Annotated in this window: 15 protein-coding genes; 3 read left to right on the forward strand and 12 right to left on the reverse strand. The window is 64.7% G+C overall.

Annotated features, from left to right (window positions below):
- From JWR89_RS11800 to hpaR, 12 genes are all read right to left on the reverse strand, one after another.
- Positions 1 to 419: circularly permuted type 2 ATP-grasp protein (locus JWR89_RS11800; RefSeq protein ID WP_299716052.1), on the reverse strand; the 419-nt coding region annotated here is incomplete at its 3' end.
- 31 nt (positions 420 to 450) lie between these two features.
- Positions 451 to 3,741, reverse strand: coding sequence for a transglutaminase family protein (locus JWR89_RS11805; protein ID WP_299716055.1), 3,291 nt, complete (start codon positions 3,739 to 3,741; stop codon positions 451 to 453).
- A 271-nt stretch (positions 3,742 to 4,012) separates the two neighbouring features.
- Positions 4,013 to 5,536 (reverse strand): altronate dehydratase family protein, encoded by a 1,524-nt coding sequence (locus JWR89_RS11810; RefSeq protein WP_299716058.1) that lies wholly within the window; start codon positions 5,534 to 5,536, stop codon positions 4,013 to 4,015.
- 848 nt (positions 5,537 to 6,384) lie between these two features.
- Positions 6,385 to 7,062, reverse strand: coding sequence for a nitroreductase (locus JWR89_RS11815; RefSeq protein ID WP_299716061.1), 678 nt, complete (start codon positions 7,060 to 7,062; stop codon positions 6,385 to 6,387).
- 214 nt (positions 7,063 to 7,276) lie between these two features.
- Entirely contained in the window at positions 7,277 to 8,275 is a 999-nt protein-coding gene (locus JWR89_RS11820; protein WP_299716064.1) for a tripartite tricarboxylate transporter substrate binding protein, read from the reverse strand.
- A 239-nt stretch (positions 8,276 to 8,514) separates the two neighbouring features.
- Positions 8,515 to 9,291 (reverse strand): aldolase/citrate lyase family protein, encoded by a 777-nt coding sequence (locus tag JWR89_RS11825; RefSeq protein ID WP_299716067.1) that lies wholly within the window; start codon positions 9,289 to 9,291, stop codon positions 8,515 to 8,517.
- A gap of 135 nt (positions 9,292 to 9,426) precedes the next feature.
- The gene (locus JWR89_RS11830) at positions 9,427 to 10,512 is read right to left on the reverse strand and encodes a malate/lactate/ureidoglycolate dehydrogenase (RefSeq protein WP_299716070.1); all 1,086 of its coding nucleotides are present in this window, start codon (positions 10,510 to 10,512) and stop codon (positions 9,427 to 9,429) included.
- Between the two features lie 16 nt (positions 10,513 to 10,528).
- Complete coding sequence (locus JWR89_RS11835) at positions 10,529 to 11,266, reverse strand: ABC transporter ATP-binding protein (protein ID WP_299716073.1); 738 nt, start codon at positions 11,264 to 11,266, stop codon at positions 10,529 to 10,531.
- Positions 11,266 to 13,047 (reverse strand): branched-chain amino acid ABC transporter ATP-binding protein/permease, encoded by a 1,782-nt coding sequence (locus JWR89_RS11840; protein WP_299716076.1) that lies wholly within the window; start codon positions 13,045 to 13,047, stop codon positions 11,266 to 11,268. The genes JWR89_RS11835 and JWR89_RS11840 overlap by 1 nt, the downstream gene beginning before the upstream one ends.
- A complete protein-coding gene (locus JWR89_RS11845) occupies positions 13,044 to 13,919 on the reverse strand; it encodes a branched-chain amino acid ABC transporter permease (RefSeq protein ID WP_299716079.1) in 876 nt (291 codons plus the stop codon). The genes JWR89_RS11840 and JWR89_RS11845 overlap by 4 nt, the downstream gene beginning before the upstream one ends.
- A gap of 189 nt (positions 13,920 to 14,108) precedes the next feature.
- Positions 14,109 to 15,254, reverse strand: a complete 1,146-nt coding sequence (locus tag JWR89_RS11850; protein WP_299716082.1) for an ABC transporter substrate-binding protein — start codon at positions 15,252 to 15,254, stop codon at positions 14,109 to 14,111.
- 152 nt (positions 15,255 to 15,406) lie between these two features.
- Positions 15,407 to 15,901, reverse strand: a complete 495-nt coding sequence (gene hpaR, locus JWR89_RS11855; protein WP_299716085.1) for a homoprotocatechuate degradation operon regulator HpaR — start codon at positions 15,899 to 15,901, stop codon at positions 15,407 to 15,409.
- A 119-nt stretch (positions 15,902 to 16,020) separates the two neighbouring features.
- Here hpaR and hpaH point away from each other — a divergent pair, with 119 nt between their 5' ends.
- From hpaH to hpaE, 3 genes are read left to right on the forward strand one after another with little or no spacing between them, the layout of a single operon-like run.
- Positions 16,021 to 16,827: a 2-oxo-hept-4-ene-1,7-dioate hydratase gene (gene hpaH, locus JWR89_RS11860; protein WP_299716088.1), complete on the forward strand. Its 807-nt coding sequence runs from the start codon at positions 16,021 to 16,023 to the stop codon at positions 16,825 to 16,827.
- Between the two features lie 26 nt (positions 16,828 to 16,853).
- Complete coding sequence (locus JWR89_RS11865; RefSeq protein ID WP_299716091.1) at positions 16,854 to 17,252, forward strand: 5-carboxymethyl-2-hydroxymuconate Delta-isomerase; 399 nt, start codon at positions 16,854 to 16,856, stop codon at positions 17,250 to 17,252.
- Positions 17,245 to 18,798 (forward strand): 5-carboxymethyl-2-hydroxymuconate semialdehyde dehydrogenase, encoded by a 1,554-nt coding sequence (hpaE, locus tag JWR89_RS11870; RefSeq protein ID WP_299716093.1) that lies wholly within the window; start codon positions 17,245 to 17,247, stop codon positions 18,796 to 18,798. Before JWR89_RS11865 ends, hpaE begins: the two co-directional genes overlap by 8 nt.
- Positions 18,799 to 18,807 lie beyond the last annotated feature (9 nt).

Here is an 18,807-nt window from a genome sequence, read left to right on the forward strand (position 1 = left end):
GCAGCAGGCACCGCGCCCGATGCGACCAGCTTGCCGTCGCCATAGAGATCGCCCAGCACCCGTTCGAGCAATTGCGCGCGCTGGGTTATCGCGACGGAGATCTGCTTCCACTCGGTCTCGTCGATCAGCAGCGGCACATGGCTGAGCGGCCAGATCCGGTCGGCGATCTCGCCGGGCGCGCGATAGGTGACCCCGGCCTCGCGCAAATGACGGTCAGCGGAGCCGAAACGGCGCTCGATGTCGGCCGGCGCCAAGCTGCCGAACGCCTCGAAGAACTTGTTCCAGACGTCGCGCGGCGTGCCGTCGGCGTTCAGATATTCATCGGGAATTCCGGGCAGCCGTTCGTAGTCGCGGGTCCACTGCGCGACCTTGCGATGTCCCGGACGGGGTTTTTTCCCCTGGCCGGCCATTCCCGTCATCCCCGACTCTCCTGCCAAACCACTGGCAACCTCAATGCAGGAGCGGCGTCCGCAAGTCGAGGGTCAACGGAAATTCAAGTGTGCGTTCTTCCTTCGGCGGGTCCATTTCGCCGGGCGTGTGCCCGATCTGCTCGAAACGCGCCAGCCGCCGGGCTTCCGCCTCGTAGGAATTGACCGGCTTGGTGTCGTAGCTGCGGCCGCCGGGATGCGCGACGTGATAGACGCAACCGCCGAGCGACCGCCGGCTCCAGGTATCGACGATGTCGAACACCAACGGCGCATGGACGGGGATGGTCGGGTGCAGGCCGGAGGCCGGCTGCCACGCCTTGAAGCGGACCGCGGCGACCACCTCGCCGGAGCGGCCGGTGTCGGTCATCGGCAGCGCGCGGCCGTTACAGGTAATGAGGTGCCGACCCGGCACAAAGCCGTTGGCCTTGAGCTGCAGCCGTTCCACCGACGAATCGACGTAGCGGACGGTGCCGCCGGCCGAGCTTTCTTCGCCCAGCACGTGCCACGGCTCCAGCGCCTGCCGGACCTCCAGCGTCACGCCGCCATAGGTGACATGGCCGAACACCGGGAAGCGGAATTCGAGCTGGGCCTCGAACCACTCTTTCGAGAATTCGTAGCCGGAGGCGCCGAGCTCGGCGAGCACGCCCTGGAAATCCTCCCAGAGATAATGCGGCAGCATGAAGCGATCGTGCAGCGTGGTGCCCCAGCGCACGAACTGGCCCTGCTGCGGCTCGCGCCACATCTTTGCGATCAGCGCGCGGATCAGAAGCTGCTGCGCGAGGCTCATGCGCGGATCGGGCGGCATCTCCAGCGCGCGGAATTCAACCAGACCCAGACGGCCCGTCGTGCCATCCGGCGAATACAGCTTGTCGATGCAAATCTCGGCGCGATGGGTGTTGCCGGTGATATCCACCAGGATGTGCCGGAACAGCCGGTCGACCAGCCACAGCGGCGCTTTGGTGCCGGGCGGCGGCACCTGCGCCAGCGCGATCTCCAGCTCGTAGAGGCCATCATGACGCGCTTCGTCGATGCGCGGCGCCTGACTGGTCGGCCCGATGAACATGCCGGAGAACAGGTAGGACAGACAGGGATGGCGCTGCCAGTACAGCACCAGGCTCTTCAACAGATCCGGGCGGCGCAGGAACGGCGAATCGGCCGGCGTGCTGCCGCCGACCACCACATGGTTGCCGCCGCCGGTGCCGGTGTGGCGACCATCGACGAGGAAACGGTTGGCACCGAGCCGGACCCGCGCGGCTTCCTCATAGAGGAATGTCGTGGTGTCCACGGCTTCGCGCCATGTCGCGGCCGGGTGAATATTGATTTCGAGCACGCCGGGGTCCGGCGTCACCTTGATGACCTCGACGCGCGGGTCAAACGGCGGCGGATAGCCCTCGACATGGACCTGCAGCTGCATCTCCTCGGCGGTCGCTTCCAGCGCGGTGATCAGTTCGAGATAGTCTTCGAGCTTTTCCACCGGCGGCATGAACGCGCACAGGATGCCGTCGCGCACTTCGATCGACATGGCGGTGCGCACCGGACCGTGGTTTCGGCGTTCCGCCTGGATTTTCTCGGCCGTGGCCTTGGCCCGTTCCGTCGCCTCGGCGTCGTCAGCTGACAGTTCGCCGCGCGGATCCATCGGATCCCGCTCGACGATGTAGGGGAAATCGTCCTCCGGCACATGCGGCAATGACGCAATCGGCAGCCGCAGGCCGAGCGGCGAATCCCCGGGCGTCAGGAACAGGTTGCCGCGGCGCAGCTTCCAGTGCTCGGAGCGCCAGCGGGTATCGGTGTTGTCGGCTCCGGCGTTCCAGCGCTGGATCGGCAGCACGAACCCCTTCGGCGTGTTCAGCCCGTGGTCGAACACCTTGGCCATCCGCGAACGTTCTTCCGGGTCGGCTAGCTTGGAATCGCTGGGATCGACGTTGTGCGGCAGGCCCGCTTCCTTCTGCAGCCAGTGCGCGGGGTCTTCGAACGCCGGCATGATATATTCGCGGGGCACGCCAAGCCGATGCGCGGCGCCTTCGGCGAATTTCTCGGCGTCACCGACGCCGGCGTTGCGCGGGCCTTCGACGCGTGCGATCAGCGCGTCGTTCTTCCAGATCGGCACGCCGTCCTTGCGCCAGTACAGGCCGAACGCCCAGCGCGGCAGGCTTTCGCCCGGGTACCATTTGCCCTGCCCGTAATGCAGCAGCCCGCCCGGCGCGAAACGCGTCCGCAGCCGGCGGATCAGGTCGTCGCCGAGGCCGCGCTTGGTCGGGCCCACGGCGGCGATATTCCACTCCGCGCCTTCCAGATCATCCATCGAGACGAAGGTCGGCTCGCCGCCCATGGTGAGGCGGACGTCGTCGGCCTTCAGATCGGCATCGACCTTTTCCCCCAGCGCGTCGAGCTTCTGCCACGCTGCTTCCGAGAACGGCTTGGTGATCCGCGGCGCCTCGCGGACGCGCTTGACCTCCATCTCGAAGCCGAACTCGACTTCGGCAAAGCCCGCCATGCCGGAGATCGGCGCCGCCGAGCGGAAGTGCGGCGTGGCGGCGACCGGGATATGGCCTTCGCCGGTCAGCATGCCTGAGGTCGCGTCGAAGCCGATCCAGCCGGCGCCGGGGATGTAGACTTCGGCCCAGGCGTGGAGATCGGTAAAGTCGTTCTCGACCTCGCGCGGGCCTTCCAGCGGATCGATGTCCGGCCGCAACTGGATCAGGTAGCCCGACACGAAGCGCGCGGCGAGACCGAGATGGCGCAGCGTCTGGATCAACAGCCAAGCCGAATCGCGGCACGAGCCGGACCTGTTGGCCAGCGTCTGCTCCGGCGTCTGGATGCCGGGCTCCATGCGGATGATGTAATTGACCTGGGTGCGCAGCCGCGCGTTGAGATCGACCAGGAAATTGACCGTGCTGGGTGCCTGCTTCGCAATCTCCGCAAGGTAGGCCTGGAACAGCGGACCGGTTTCTTCCGTCGCCATATAGGGCGCCAGTTCGGTCTTCAGGTCGTCGGGATAGGCGAACGGAAACGTTTCGGCATAGGGCTCGACGAAGAAGTCGAACGGGTTGATGACCGTCATTTCGGCGGTGAAATCGACCTCGATCTTGAGCTCGGTGGCCTTCTCCGGAAACACGAAGCGCGCCAGCCAGTTGCCCTGCGGATCCTGCTGCCAGTTCACGAAGTGGTTGGCCGGCGTGACCTTGAGCGAATAGCTCAGAATCGGCGTGCGGGTATGCGGCGCCGGCCGCAGCCGGATGGTTTGCGGCCCCAGATCGATCGCGCGATCGTATTTGTAATGGGTGACGTGATGTAACGCGACGAAGATCGACAAGTTGGGCAACTCCAGCGGATTTTTTGAGCAGAACACCGGCAGAGATGTGGATCAAGGCCTAACAACGGGCAGATGTTGCCTGAGGAAAGGGCGCTCACCTCTCAGCCGTCATTGCGAGGAGCCTCTTGGCGACGAAGCAATCCAGTTCTTGCCTAGTTCGTGGCTTCTGGATTGCCGCGTCGCTTCGCTCCTCGCAATGACGTGGAGGGGTTCTTCCACTCGTCATTCCGGCCTGCGGCAGCTGTCTGCCGCAGGCCGGAATGACAGCCTGTTACATCGTCGCCCCCAGCACCCACGGCGCGAATTCCGCGCCGCCGAAATCGAAGCTCTCGCTCTTGGTCGGCGCGCCCGAGGCCGTCTTCAGCATCTGCTCGAAGATGCGCTGGCCGCATTGCTGCACCGTCTCGTCGCCGTCAAGGATGGTGCCGCAATTGATGTCCATGTCGTCTTCCATCCGCTTGAACATCGGCGTGTTGGTGGCGAGCTTGATGGACGGCGCCGGCTTGCAGCCGAACACCGAACCGCGGCCGGTGGTGAAGCACACCAGGTTGGCGCCGCCGGCGACCTGCCCCGTGGCAGCCACGGGGTCGTAGCCGGGCGTATCCATGAACACGAAGCCCTTCTTGGTGACGGCCTCGGCATAGTTCAGCACCTCGACCAGATTGGTCGAGCCGGCCTTGGCCATCGCGCCCAGCGATTTCTCGAGGATCGTGGTGAGCCCGCCGGCCTTGTTGCCGGGGCTGGGATTGGCGTTCATCTCGGCACCCTCGCGTTCGCAATAGGCGTCCCACCAGCGCATCAGCCCGACCAGTTTCTCGCCGACCTCGCGCGACACCGCGCGGCGCGTCAGGAGATGCTCGGCGCCATAGGTCTCCGGCGTCTCCGACAGGATCACGGTGCCGCCGTGGCGCACCAGCAGGTCGCTGGCAACGCCGAGCGCAGGGTTGGCCGAAACGCCGGAATAGCCGTCGGAGCCGCCGCATTGCAGGGCGACGGTCAATTCGCTGGCTGAGACTTCCTCGCGCGTCGCTCTGTTCGAATCGGCGAGCACCTCGCGCACGAAGGCGACGCCCGCCTCGGTGGTCTTGCGGGTCCCGCCAATCTCCTGGATCTGCATCTCGCGCAGCCGGCCGGCAAGCTTCTGCTCCTGCATCAAGCCGCCGATCTGGTTGACCTCGCAGCCGAGGCCCAGCACGACCACATGCGAGAAGTTCACGTGGCGCGCATAGCCGCCGAGCGTACGGCGCAGCAACTTCAGCGGCTCGTCCTGGGTCATGCCGCAGCCGGTCTTGTGGGTCAGCGCCACGACGCCATCGACATTGGGAAAATCCGCCAGCGGATTGTGGCCGGTGAACGGGTTCTTCTTGAACACGTCGGCGACCATGCTGGCGACATGGGCGCTGCAGTTCACGCTCGTGAGAATGCCGATATAGTTTCGCGTGGCAACGCGGCCGTCGTCGCGGCGGATGCCCATGAACGACGCCGGCAGGTCGAAGTTAGGCGTCGGCTTGACGTCGACGCCGTAGGCGTAGTCGCGCGAGAATTCGCCCATGCCCAAGTTTTGCGTATGGACATGCTGGCCGGGCGCGATCGGCTGCGTCGCGAAGCCGATGATCTGGCCGTAGCGGCGGACTTCCTCGCCCACCGCGATCGGCCGGATCGCGACCTTGTGGCCGGCCGGAATACGCTCCGACGTCACCACGCCCGCAGTGACCTCGACGCCGGGCAGCAGGCTGGCGCGCGCGATCAGCACGGCGTCGTCGGCATGCAGGCGAATGACGGGGGATACGGCCATGAACGAATTTCCTCGTGAGATTATTGTTGGCTTTACCGCCATTTGGAACGAGTCTAGCTGAAATCACGAGGCGGCGTCACCCCTGCTCTGGCGTGCAAACATCGCGGCAGACATGCGGGATCGCCCCTGTTGTTTGCGGCGCGGGGACGCCGTCGAATCGCTGCATTCCCTGCCCTCCCTGAAGAGGGCGCGCGGAACGCCGGGTGCCCGATGCACCCATGGCCCAGACGCGAATGCCGTAGACGGCAATAAATGCGCCGGGGATTCCGGATTCACCGGGGGATCACCCGGCGTTCCGCACGCGGTGGGCTCCGGCCTGCTTCGTGCTCTTCCCGGCGGAAGGTCGTCGCCCCGGACCTCTAAGGGTGCGCGCCGGATTTGGCATCGCGCCCTACACTCCGGGGGTGCCCCATCTGGCACCCAGGAACCACACGACTTGGGCCGGCGCGCCAGCGTGGTCGTCAGCCTCGGCTCGTGCCGCTCACCCTCCCCCGGCCTTGAACGCACCCTTTGTACAAGGCGCACGTCCTCACCCGGGCTCGCGCCCTGCGACCTTCGCTCTGGCCTGACGCTGCCGCGCCACCGCCACCCGCCCCGCGAACACCGACGTCGCGAACGCCCCTCTTCTTGGGGCGGGATGCGGGGAATATAGTCAATATAGGACTTATGTCAAGACGGCGGAGTGGAGTTTGCCGCAAGGTTATCAAATGAAAATGAAGCAGGTCATACGCAGCCATCATCGCGAGGAGCTCTTGCGACGAAGCAATCCAGTCTGCGGGTGTGGCTCTCTGGATTGCTTCGCTTCGCTCGCAATGATGGAGTTGGTGGATTCGCTCACACCAAACGCTTTATTCGTCGAACCCCACGAATACCGTCGCTTCCTCGACCGACTTTCGTTCCGACACCACCGCATTGGCCGGAAAACTTTCATCCGGCCATCCCAGCGCGATGCTTTTCATGATGACCTGATCGTCGGCGATCCCGGCGTGCTCGCGAACCACTGGCGACTGCATGATGCCCTGGCTGTTGATTACGGCACCGAGCCCGCGCGACCAGGCGGCATTGACCAAAGCGGTCGCCACGGCGCCGCAATCGAACGGCGTATCGTCGCTGCCGTCCAGCACGCGGTCATAGGTCACGATGATGCAGACCGGCGCGTCGAACTGGCGAAAGCCGCGTAGCACCCAGTCCTGGCGCATGTCCTTGTCGTCGCGCGCGATCCCCATGGCGGAGAACAGTTGCTTGGCGACGCCGACCTGACGGTCGCGGTGCGGGCCGGCAAAGGCCTGCCCGGTGCGGAATTCGCGCGACTGAGGCACGCCGGCCACCATCCGCTCGGTGTTTCCGGCGCGGATCCGGTTGAGCGGTTCGCCGGTGAGGACGTAGAAATTCCACGGCTGCGTGTTCATCGACGACGGCGCGCGCATCGCCAGACCGATGATTTCCTCGATCAGCGCTTTGGGGACCGGATCGGGTTTGTAGCCGCGGATGCTGCGGCGGCCGAGGATGACGTCATCGAACTGCATTGGTGTGGAATCTCCAGGGTGACAGGTTAGTAGACGCCGCGCGATGGCCTCTCCGTTGTCGTCCCCGCGAAGGCGGGGATCCATACGCCGTGCAGTGACTTCGACGCGTGGCAGATGCCGTCGATCATTACAACCGCCAGAGGTTATGGGTCCCCGCCTTCGCGGGGACCTCTCGTGGAGGCGACAGCGTGCACATCTGCGGCAACGGCGAGGCCTACTGCAATTGCGGCCCCAGACTCGCGGCAAGCTCGGCCCAGATCGGCGCCTCTTCCTTGTAGAGCGCCTGACTGGCGTCCAGCGTCATCGGGCCTTCGCTGATGCCCTGGCTCTTGAGCAATTCGCGAACCCGATCGCTTTGGCCGGCCGCGATGAACAAAGCCGACAGCTTTGCCACGATCTCCGGCGGAGTCTTGGCCGGCGCCACGCATCCCTGGAAGGTCAGCAGCGTATGCGCGAGCGAGGTCGCGCCCTGCTCGCGAAAGGTCGCGACGTCGGGAAGCGCGTCGATCCGGCGGCGCGACACGGCGACGGCGCGGGCCTTGCCGCTCTGCAGCACCGACAGCGAGGCGGCGTAGCTGCCGATGCCGGCATCGATGGATCCGCCGGCGAGATCGCTCCACATCGGCGCCTCGCCGCGGTAATGCACAGCCTCCATCTTCAGGCCGTATTGCTTGTTGAGCTCGAGGATGACCATGTGCGCGAAGGAACCGGCGGCATAGGTGCCGACATTCACCTTCTCGGTCTTGCGCGCATAGTCGATGAAGTCCTGCAGCGTTTTGGCGCCGATCTTTTCGCTCACCATGAGCGGCAGGCTGCCGCCCGGCATCACGGTGATCCACGCGAAATCCTGCGGGACATTGTACTTGATGTCCTTGATGAGCACAGGATTGAGCATGTAGGCGGTGGTGTTACAAATCATCAAGGTGTGGCCGTCGGGATCGGAGCGCTTCAGCTCCATGGCCGCAACGGCGCCGCCGGCACCCGCCTTGTTCTCAACCACCACGATCTGACCCAGCTCGCGCGACAGATAGTCGCCATAGACGCGCGCGAATTGATCGGTCTGGCCGCCCGCCGCGGAACCGGCCAGCATCCGGATCGGCTTGGTGGGCCATGTGCTGGCCCTGACCAGCGAAGGCGCGCCGAGCAACGCGGCTGCACTGGCACTTGCGGTGACGAACTGACGTCGGTTGAGAAGCAGCGATCTGTTGCGCATGTCGTCCTCCCGATGTTGGCCTTGTCGCTTCGGACAAGTGCCTCTTTCTTCATTCTCCCCTTGTGGGAGATGGTGGCGCGGCCGACGGCCGGGCCGGATGAGGGGCAGCCACAGGATCCTAGCTCGTGGCTACCCCTCACCCGTCTCGAACCGCTGCGCGGTTCGATCCACCCTCTCCCACCTAGCGAAGCTTCGCTTCGCGCGGGGGAGAGGGAAGAAGTGCGCAGCTTTGCGTTAGCTTACGCCTTGCCGCCGGAGTTCTTGCGGGTGTCGCTGATCCAGCTCTTCGCGCCGGTGGCGAGAATGCCGCTGTCGTTGAGCAGCGTCACCAGCTTGAAGCCCATACCGATGTTCTTCGCAGCACCCACCGGACCCGAGCAGTGGATGCCGGGAAAGATGCCGCGCTTGTCGCATTCCTTGATCAGCTTGTCGTAGATCTTCAGCATTTCCGGCTCTTCGCGGTCGAGCTTCGGCACCAGGCCGTAGGAGAAGCCAAGATCCGAAGGTCCGACATAGACGCCGTCGATGCCTTCGACGTCGAGGATGGCTTCCATGTTATCGACCGCGGTGCGGGTTTCCAGCATCGGCAGGCAGATGATCTCGTCGTTGGCCGTCTTCTGGTAGTCGCCGGCGCCGCCATACATGCCGGAGCGGATCGGGCCGTTGCTGCGGGTGCCCCGCGGCGGGTACTTGCAGTACTGCACGAAGTTCTCGGCTTCTTCCTTGGTGTTGACCATCGGGCAGATCACGCCGTAGGCCCCGCCGTCCAGCACCTTGCCGATGATACCGGGCTCGTTCCACGGCACGCGGACCATCGGCGTGACGGGATGCGCACCCATCGCCTGGAAACATGTCACCATCGACATGTAGTCCTGCACGCCGTGCTGAATATCGACGGTGACGCTGTCGAAGCCGCACTGTGCCATCACCTCGGCGGAGAAGCCCGACGGGATCGCCAGCCATCCGTTGACGGCGACCTTGCCCGACTTCCAGATTTCTTTGACTTTATTGGCCATGTTGTAGTCCTTCGTTGCGATTTCAATTCGTCATTGCGAGGAGCCCTTGCGACGAAGCAATCCAGTTCTTCCTTGTGGCTTTCTGGATTGCCGCGTCGCTTCGCTCCTCGCAATGACCGGTGATGGGGCTGTTTTCTAAACTCCGACGCTTTGAATTTTGCTCTCGCTGACGCCGACCTCGCGCGCGGTCTGCACGATGGCGCTCCAGGTCTCGTCCGGCAAGGGCACACCATTGGCCGTGCGCTCGGCGCGGGTAGCGGCTTCGGGATCACCGGGGACGAGAACGGCATCGACGCCGGCGGCGGGCTTGGTGCTCCGGAAGAAGTCGATGTAGCGCGTCACTTCGCCGTCGAAGAAATTCGAGGGATCGATGACCTTCGGATCGATGTAGATCGAGAACATGCCATTGGCGAACGGCCGGTCGTATTTGGTGGCGCCGTTGCCGGTGAGCGCGCCGCCCAACAGTTCGCAGATCAGCGCCAGGCCGGAGCCCTTGTGATCGCCGAACGCGCGGATCGCGCCGGTGCCCTGCGCGTGATTGCGCGGACCATCCATCTCATAGGGGCCATACAAGACGGTCGGGTCCTCGCTGAGCGTACCGTCGGGCGCGATCAGTGCGCCCTTCGGCAGTTTCTTGCCGCCGCGGCTGGCAACCAGCACCTTGCCCTCGGCAACCACCGAGGTGGCAAAATCCAGCACCACCGGCGCCTGGCCGGGACGCGGAATGCCGACGCAATACGGCGCGGTCGATAGCCGCCGTTCGACGCCGCCATACGGCGCCACCAGCACCGAACCCGCCGCGGTGACGAAATGAATGGAGACCAGCCCCTCCGCCGCCGCCATCTCGGCCCAGTCGCCGATGCGGCCGATATGCCCGGAGTTGCGCGTGGCGATGGCGGCGAGGCCTGCGGCCTTGCACTTCTCGATGCCGAGCTTCACCGCCTGCGGGCCGACGGTCTGGCCGTAACCGAACTTGCCATCGACCACCGCCAGCGACGGCGTATCGACGGGGATTTCGATGGTCTGGTTCGGCACGATCATGCCGGCGTTGCGCCAGCGGATATAGACGGGGACGCGGATCACGCCGTGGCTGTCATGGCCGGTGAGGTTCGCCGTGGTGAGGTAGCTGGCGATACGTTTCGCCTCTTCCGGCGAGGAGTCGGCGTGGGCAAAGATGTCAGCGACGAAGTCGATCAGTTTATTGACTTGAAGTGTAACCATGGTTGGACATTCGCCCTTATAGGTTGGCTGCGAGTGGCTTGGCGTGGCCGCCGAGATAGGCGGCGGCGATGGCCTCGTTGCCCCACAATTCATCCGGTTTGCCGCCGAGCACGATGCGTCCGGTTTCCAGGACGTAGCCCTGATCGGCGACGGATAGTCCCATGCGCGCGTTTTGCTCCACAAGCAAGACCGTGGTGTGCTGCCGGATCTCGGAAATGATCCGGAACACCGCCTGCACGATCACCGGCGCGAGGCCGAGCGACGGCTCGTCGAGCAGCAGCAGACGCGGCTTGGCCATCAGCCCGCGCGCGACCGCGACCATCTGCAACTGGCCGCCAGACAACGTCCAGCCGAGCGAGTTGGTGAATTTCCGGATGTCCGGAAACAGGTCGAACATGGCGTCGGCTTCGCGCGACAGTTCGGACTTCGCAGCGCGGCGGTTGGAGCCGCCGAGCATGATGTTTTCCTTCACGGTCAGGCCGGGAAACACCCGCCTGCCCTCGGGCACGTGCGAAATGCCCATCCGCACGATCGCCTCGGGGCCGAGGCCGGCGATGGATTTGCCGTCAAACAGAATATCGCCCGACGCCGGCTTGGCGAGGCCGGAGATGGCGCGCAGCGTGGTCGACTTGCCGGCGCCGTTGGCGCCGAGCAGGGTTACCACCTGGCCTTCCGCGACGCTGAACGAAACGCCGCGCAGGGCGACGATCTCGCCGTAGCGGACATGGAGGTCGTTGATTTCCAGAAGCGCCATCAGTCTGTCCCGAGATAGGCGGAGACCACGTCGGGATGCCGCAGCACCGCCATGGATTCGCCGTCCGCGATGCGGCGTCCGAAGTTGAGCACGGTAATGTGCTGGGCGGCTTCCGAGACCAGCGTCATGTCGTGATCGATGATCAGGATGGTCAGCCCCTGCGCCGCGATGCGCTTCAGCAACTCGTGCAGTTCGAGCTTCTCGCTGGAGTTCAGGCCGGCGGCGGGCTCGTCGAGCAACAGCAGCGTCGGATTGGCAGCCAGAGCACGCGCAATTTCGATCAGCCGCTGGTGGCCATAGGAGAAGCTCGAGATCAGCTCGTTGGCGCGCGGGCCAAGGCCGACGAAGCTCAGTGCCGACATCGCGCGCAACGTCAGTTCGGCTTCGCTGCCCTTGCCGATCAGCGTATTGCCCGGCCGCTCGGCGCCGATGACGACGTTTTCCAGCGCCGACATCGAGCGGAACAGCCGGATGTTCTGGAACGTGCGTCCCAGCCCCGCCGCGGCGCGCAGGTGCGGCGGCATGGTGGTGACGTCGGTGCCGTCGAGCAGCACCTTGCCGGCCGTGGCCTGATACAGGCCGGACAGCACGTTCAGTGTGGTGGTCTTGCCGGAGCCGTTCGGCCCGATCAGCGCATGAACGCCGCCGCGACGCACGGCGATATCGACATCATCGACCGCCTTGAGGCCGCCGAAGTGTTTGGCGAGGCCGGTGACTTCCAGCACCATCTCGCCGCCGGTCTTCGCCGGCGCCAGTATCAGTGGCAGGCCCGCATCGGGCACCCTCGCCTTGCGGCGGAAGCGATCGAGACCGGCGGTGACGAAGCCCCAGATGCCGTCGGGCATGTAACGGATGATCAGGATCACCGACAGGCCGTAGATGGCGAGATAGAGGCCGGGCACGCTCTTCAGGAAGCGCAGCCATTCCGGGATCAGGATCAAGAGCCCGGTGCCGATCGCCGAACCGATCGGCGACGCCACGCCGCCGAGCAGCGACATGGTCAGGAACACGATCGACTCCGCGAAGGAGAACTGGTCCGGACTGACATAGGCGAAGCCGCCGGCGAACAGCCCGCCGCCGAGACCGCCGAGCACGGCACAGATCGCGAAGGCGTAGATCTTGGTGCGGAACACATCGATGCCGGCGACGCCGGCGGCGAGTTCGTTGTCGCGCACCGCGCGCATGGCGCGGCCGAGCCGGGTCTGCGGCAAGTGCCAGACGAAGTAGCCGACCAGCGCCAGCATCGCGACGCTGAAGGCGAGATAGGATTGCGACGACTGGAACAATGCGGGCCGTCCGATCTTGCCGACGCCGTCGGGACCGTGGGTCAGCCAGATCGCATTGATCATCACCAGCGTGACGATCTGCTGGAACGAGATCGTCACCATCGCGAGATAGTGCCCGCCGAGCCGCAAGGTGGACATGCCGAGCAACGCGCCCGCGAGCAGCGCCATGACGCAGCCCGCCGCGAGACACAGCCAGTAGCTGATTTGATAGTCGGCGGTGCCGATCGCCACCGCATAGGCGCCGAAGCCGAAGAACGCTGCCTGCGCGAGGTTGATCTGGCCGCACAGGCCGAGCACTACCGACAGGCCGAACACCGCGATGGCGAAGGTGGTCGCCTGCATCAGGATATTGAGGATGTAGCCGTCGAAGCTCGCGGAGGCCGCCAGCGCCACGACGATCGCCGCACCAATGAAATACGGCGCATGACGGATCAGCAGCGGCGTGGACCGAGGCACGACGGCGATCGGCTGGATGTTCTCGCTGGGGGCGCTCATGCTTTTTCCGCCACGCGTTCGCCAAAGATGCCTTGCGGACGGAACACCAGGAACAGCACCAGCACGAGGAACGCGAAGGCGTCCTTGTAGGGCACCGAGACGTAAGCCGCGCCGAAGGTTTCGATGATACCGAGCGACAGCCCGCCGATGATGGCGCCGGTGACGTCACCGAAGCCGCCGATGATGGTGGCCGCAAACGCTTTCAGCGCGATGGTCGAGCCCATCTGGATCGAGACGAACAGGATCGGCGCCACCAGGATGCCGGCGAGGCCGCCGAGCACCGCCGAGTAGATGAAGGTCACCATGATCATGGTGGAGACGGAGATACCGAGCAACGACGCCATCTCCTTGTCCTGCGAGGTCGCCTGCAGCTTCTTGCCGACCAGCGTGTGCTCGAAGAACCAGTACTGGAACGCCACCAGGGTGGCCGTCGCGGCGATGATCAGCAGGTACTGGCTGTCGAGATAAACCGGCCCGAGCTGGATGCCGGGGGTTTCGAACCAGCCCTCCAGCACCTGCGGCTGCGGGCCGTAGATCGCCAGCACCGAATTCGCCATCAGGATCGAGGCGCCGATGGTGGCGATGATCACCGGCAGGAAGGTGCGGTGGCGCAGCGGATAATAGACGCCGAGATTGAACACCGCGCCAAGCAGCGCCATGCCGGCCAGCGACAGCAGGAACGACAGCCAGTACGGCAGCGCCAGATCGACGGCGAACACCACCATCAGATAGGCCGCCACCATGGAGAATTCGCCCTGCGCAAAGTTGACGACATTGGTGGCGCGGAAAATCAGCACGAAGCCGAGCGCGACCAGCGCATAGACGGCGCCGATGCCGATCCCGGTAAACAGAAGCTGTAGTGCAAGATCCATCAGAGGTGCTCGGTGGGAGGTGATGTTACGTTGTCGTTCCGGGGCGCGAGCGCGTCAGCGGCGAGCGAACCCGGAACCTCGAAGTGATGAGCAAGACACACGCTGAACATGTCGGGATCCCGGGTGCACGCGCGAAGATGCGCGTGCCCCGGGATGACGACACAGGCCGTCTATCGACGACCTGTGTCGTCAGTCGTTGAAGTCGATGTGCTTGTCGAAGACGATGTTGCCCTTTTCGTTCTTCACGATGTTGTAGCCGTGCAGACCGTCGCCCTTGTCGTCGAAGTTGTACTCGCCTTCGGCACCGGGATACTTCTTGATGGCGATGATCGCCTCGCGGATCTTCTGCGGGTCAGTCGAGCCGGCGTTCTTGATCGCCTGCGCCAGCACCATCACCGCGTCGTAGGGCCACGAGCTCTGGTTGTCGGGCGCCACCTTGTAGGCGTCGCGATAGGCCTTGCCGAAGGCCTTCGAGGCCTCAGAGGATTCCTCGGCATAGTCGGCGACACCATAGGTGCCGTACAGCGCCGGACCGGCCAGCTTCAGGGCGGTGACGTTGACGATCGACGGCGAGCCGACCCACGGAATGGTGACGCCGAGCTGGCGCAACTGCCGGGCGAAAATACCGAGGTCGTTCTCGAAGGTGAAGTACGAGCCGAGAATGTCGGCGCCGGACTGCTTGATCGCGAGCACCACCGGAGTGAAGTCCTGACTCTGGTTGGCGTAGCCCTGGTCGATCGCGATCGTGGTGTCGAGCTTGCCCAGCGCCTCGGTCAGCGCCTTGCCGCCGGCGGTTCCGAACGCATCGGTAGAATGCAGCACGGCCCACTTCTTCTTGCCGAGCGTCTTGACGCCGTAATCGGCGATCACTCGGCCGGAAAAGCTGTCATTCGGGCGGAAGCGGAACAGCCAGGGATTACCGAGCTTGGTGAGATTCGGATCGGTGCCACCGAACATCACCGGCTTGCCGAGCTTCATGACGTCAGGCGCCATGGCGTGGACCTGCGTCGAGCGGATCGAGCCGAGGAAGCCGACGATATCCGGCTGCGCAGCGAGCTTGGAGAAGGCGAGCACAATGCCGGGATTCGTGGTCTGGTCGTCCTCGACGATCAGTTCGATCTGCTTGCCGAGCACGCCGCCGGCCTTGTTGATCGCATCGACCGCCAGCTTGGCGCCGCCGGTGGCATATTTGCCGGCTTCGGCGGCGGGGCCGGTAATCGGCGCGCACATGCCAATCTTGATGGTCGCGCCCTGGGCACGTGCGCTGCCAATCAGATAAGGGGCCGTTACGCCGGCCGCCAAACCAGCCGCGAATTCACGTCTCGTGAGCTTCATCTATTCCTCCCTAGAGGCCGGACTTGAGTGCCAGCCGTTTTTTGATGTCGCGAGTTGAGCGAAAAATGCTGCGCGTGTCTACTCTCCCTTCGGCAAGCCCATGTATGCACAAACAATATGCATGCCCGCGAAACTGTCTCTGGTCGTCGAAATCATTCACCCGCCTCGCCTGCGATCGGCATCGTCAGCAGACTGTCCTCCAGCAGGTGCAGCATGTCCTGCAGGTCCGCGAGCTTTCGGGCTCCGAACCGTTCGGCGATTTCGGCATAGATCGCCTCCGAGGACGGCGCCACGGCTTCGATCAGTTTCACGCCCTTGTCCGTGATCGCCACAATGCTGCGGCGCAAATCGGATTTCACCAGTCGTCGCCGGATCAGCCGGCGCGTTTCCAGATCGCGCAGAATCCGCGACAGACTGGGCCCCAGCAGATAAGCGACGCCGGCCAGCTCGGTAACCTCGATATCGCCGTGCGACGACAGCGCGCGCAGGATTCGCCACTGCTGCTCGGTCAGCCCGTGGGCGCGCAGCGACGGGCGAAAATGCCGCATCACTGATTCGCGGGCGCGCAGCAGCGACATCGGTAGCGAGCGCGAAAAGTCGCGCATTGGAATCGAAGTCGCGGGCTTTTCTGGTTTGGGCGTAGGCATGTTTTGAACTTCGTTGGTGCGCCGCACCATATTCCGCGGCAGATTTTGCTTTGAGGAAATCCATTTAACATGTTAATCGGATTGCCGCGCGGGAAATTTGCGCGCGGGACGCCACCGACATGACGCTCACGACTTCGGAAATTCGCGCCGCCGCCGACCGCCTGCATCAGGCGGAAAAGAGCCGCGTGCAAATCCGCCAGTTGTCGCAGGACCATCCCGGCATCACGCTAGCGGACTCCTACGCCATCCAGAAAGCGTGGATCGAGATCAAGGTCGCCGAAGGCCGCATCGTGCGCGGCCACAAGATCGGACTGACCTCGAAGGCGATGCAGAGCGCGCTCAACATCGACGAGCCTGATTCCGGCGTGCTTCTCGACGACATGTTCTTCGCCGACGGCGGGCTGGTGCCGTCGGATCGATTCATCGGCACAAGGGTTGAGGCCGAACTCGCCTTTATCATGAAGCACCGCCTCAGCGGGCCCCACTGCACCATGTTCGACGTGCTCAACGCCACCGACTTCGTGGTGCCGGCGCTGGAGATTCTCGACACCCGGATCGAGCGCGTCGATCCGCAGAGCAAGGCCACGCGCAAGATTTTCGACACCGTGGCCGACAACGCCGCCAATGCCGGCATCGTGCTCGGCGGACGGCCGATGCGGCCCATGGAGACCGACCTGCGCTGGGTCGGCGCGATGGTTCATCGCAACGGCCAGCTGGAGGAGACCGGTCTCGCCGCCGGCGTACTCAACCATCCCGCCACCAGCGTGGCCTGGCTCGCCAACAAAATCGCGCCCCTCGGCCTTGCGCTGGAGCCCGGTCAGGTGGTGCTGGCCGGCTCATTCATCCGCCCGATCGAAACCAAAAAGGGCGACACCATCCAGGCCGACTACGGGCCCTGGGGCACGGTGAGCTGCTACTTCGCCTGACCAACAACGAACAAGCGAGCCGCAAGATGCCGCATTTCACCATCGAATATTCCGCCAACATCGAGCCGCGGGTCGACATCGCCGCGGTCTGCGAACTGGTGCGCAAGGCGGCGGTGGAGACCGGGATCTTTCCGCTCGGCGGGATTCGAGTCCGCGCCATCCGCTGCGAGCATTTTGCCATCGCCGATGGCCGGCCCGATCTCGGCTTTCTCGACGTGCTGCTGCGGATCGGCGAAGGCCGCGACCTCGCCGCGCGGCAGAAGGCCGGCGAACACGTCTTCAAGGCGCTGTCCGGCTTTCTCGATCCGGTGTTCGCGAGTCATCCGCTCGCTCTGTCGTTCGATATCCAGATCAACGACAAGGACACTAGCTGGAAGCGCAACACCATCCACGAACTGCTGAAGGCCGAGGCTGCGAATGGCTAAATCTCCCGTCGATCCCGCCGCGGTGTTCCAGGCCAACCGCGACCGCGCCGCGCCGCTGCTGAAGAAGCTGACCGCCGACGGCATCGGCCACATCATCGATGGCCAGATCGTGCCGTCGGTGTCCGGCGAGGTGTTCGAGACGACGTCGCCGATCGACGGCGCCGTGCTGGCGCAGGTGGCGCGCGGCGCGGCCGAGGATATCGACCTCGCGGCGAAAGCGGCCCAGCGCGCGTTTCGCGAATGGCGCGACATGCCGGCGACCATGCGCAAGAAGCTGCTGCACCGGGTGGCCGACGCCATCGAGGACCGCGCCGAGGATATCGCGGTGCTGGAATGCATCGATACCGGCCAGGCGCATCGCTTCATGGCGAAGGCGGCGATCCGCGGCGCCGAGAATTTCCGCTTCTTCGCCGACAAATGCACCGATGCCCGCGACGGGCTGAACATGCCCGCCGACGAGCACTGGAACGTCTCGACCCGGGTGCCGATCGGCCCGGGCGGCGTGGTCACGCCGTGGAATACGCCGTTCATGCTCTCGACCTGGAAAATCGCGCCGGCGCTGGCCGCCGGCTGCACCGTCGTGCACAAGCCGGCGGAATGGTCGCCGGTCACCGCCGACCTTCTCTCGCAGATCGTCAAGCAGGCCGGCGTGCCGGACGGCGTGCTCAACACCGTGCATGGTTTTGGCGAGGAGGCCGGCCGCGCGCTGACCGAACATCCCGCCATCAAGGCGATCGCCTTTGTCGGTGAGACGTCCACCGGCGCGGCGATCATGGCGCAGGGCGCGCCGACCCTGAAGCGCGTGCATTTCGAACTCGGCGGCAAGAACCCGGTCATCGTGTTCGGTGACGCCGACCTCGACCGCGCGCTCGATGCCGTCGTGTTCATGATCTACTCGCTGAACGGCGAGCGCTGTACGTCGTCCAGCCGGCTGCTGATCCAGGACAGCATCGCCGAGACGTTCATTGCAAAACTGACCGCGCGGGTGAAGGCGCTGAGGGTCGGGCATCCACTCGACCCTTCGACCGAGATCGGCCCGCTGATCCACGAGCGGCATCACGCCAAGGTGTGCTCCTATTTCGACATTGCGCGCCAGGACGGCGCCACCATCGCGGCGGGCGGCGCGCCACACGACGGCCCCGGCGGCGGGCACTATGTGCTGCCGACGCTGGTCACGGGCGCCCACAAGCACATGCGCGTCGCGCAGGAGGAAGTGTTCGGCCCGTTCCTCACCGTGATCCAGTTCCGCGGCGAGGAAGAAGCGATCGAGATCGCCAATGCCGTGCAATACGGCCTCACCGGCTATGTCTGGACCGCCGACATGGGCCGCGCGCTGCGCGTCGCCGACGCGCTGGAAGCCGGCATGATCTGGCTGAATTCGGAAAACGGTCGCCATCTGCCGACGCCGTTCGGCGGCATGAAATCGTCGGGCATCGGCCGCGACGGCGGCGACTACTCGTTCGATTTTTATATGGAGACCAAGCACGTCTCGCTGGCGAAGGGGACGCACAAGATACAGCGCCTCGGCATCGAGCCGGGGATTTAGGACTCGTCA

The sequence above is a fragment of the Tardiphaga sp. genome (assembly GCF_028290785.1).
In the GTDB taxonomy this organism is placed as follows: domain Bacteria; phylum Pseudomonadota; class Alphaproteobacteria; order Rhizobiales; family Xanthobacteraceae; genus Tardiphaga.

Bases quoted from the DNA above. Each gene is read 5' to 3' on its own strand.
- JWR89_RS11840 (WP_299716076.1), bottom strand. From the start codon at position 13,047: ATGAGCGCCCCCAGCGAGAACATCCAGCCGATCGCCGTCGTGCCTCGG.
- JWR89_RS11810 (WP_299716058.1), bottom strand. From the start codon at position 5,536: ATGGCCGTATCCCCCGTCATTCGCCTGCATGCCGACGACGCCGTGCTG.
- JWR89_RS11835 (WP_299716073.1), bottom strand. From the start codon at position 11,266: ATGGCGCTTCTGGAAATCAACGACCTCCATGTCCGCTACGGCGAGATC.
- JWR89_RS11830 (WP_299716070.1), bottom strand. From the start codon at position 10,512: ATGGTTACACTTCAAGTCAATAAACTGATCGACTTCGTCGCTGACATC.
- hpaE (WP_299716093.1), top strand. From the start codon at position 17,245: ATGGCTAAATCTCCCGTCGATCCCGCCGCGGTGTTCCAGGCCAACCGC.
- JWR89_RS11820 (WP_299716064.1), bottom strand. From the start codon at position 8,275: ATGCGCAACAGATCGCTGCTTCTCAACCGACGTCAGTTCGTCACCGCA.
- hpaH (WP_299716088.1), top strand. From the start codon at position 16,021: ATGACGCTCACGACTTCGGAAATTCGCGCCGCCGCCGACCGCCTGCAT.
- hpaR (WP_299716085.1), bottom strand. From the start codon at position 15,901: ATGCCTACGCCCAAACCAGAAAAGCCCGCGACTTCGATTCCAATGCGC.
- JWR89_RS11850 (WP_299716082.1), bottom strand. From the start codon at position 15,254: ATGAAGCTCACGAGACGTGAATTCGCGGCTGGTTTGGCGGCCGGCGTA.
- JWR89_RS11815 (WP_299716061.1), bottom strand. From the start codon at position 7,062: ATGCAGTTCGATGACGTCATCCTCGGCCGCCGCAGCATCCGCGGCTAC.
- JWR89_RS11865 (WP_299716091.1), top strand. From the start codon at position 16,854: ATGCCGCATTTCACCATCGAATATTCCGCCAACATCGAGCCGCGGGTC.
- JWR89_RS11845 (WP_299716079.1), bottom strand. From the start codon at position 13,919: ATGGATCTTGCACTACAGCTTCTGTTTACCGGGATCGGCATCGGCGCC.
- JWR89_RS11825 (WP_299716067.1), bottom strand. From the start codon at position 9,291: ATGGCCAATAAAGTCAAAGAAATCTGGAAGTCGGGCAAGGTCGCCGTC.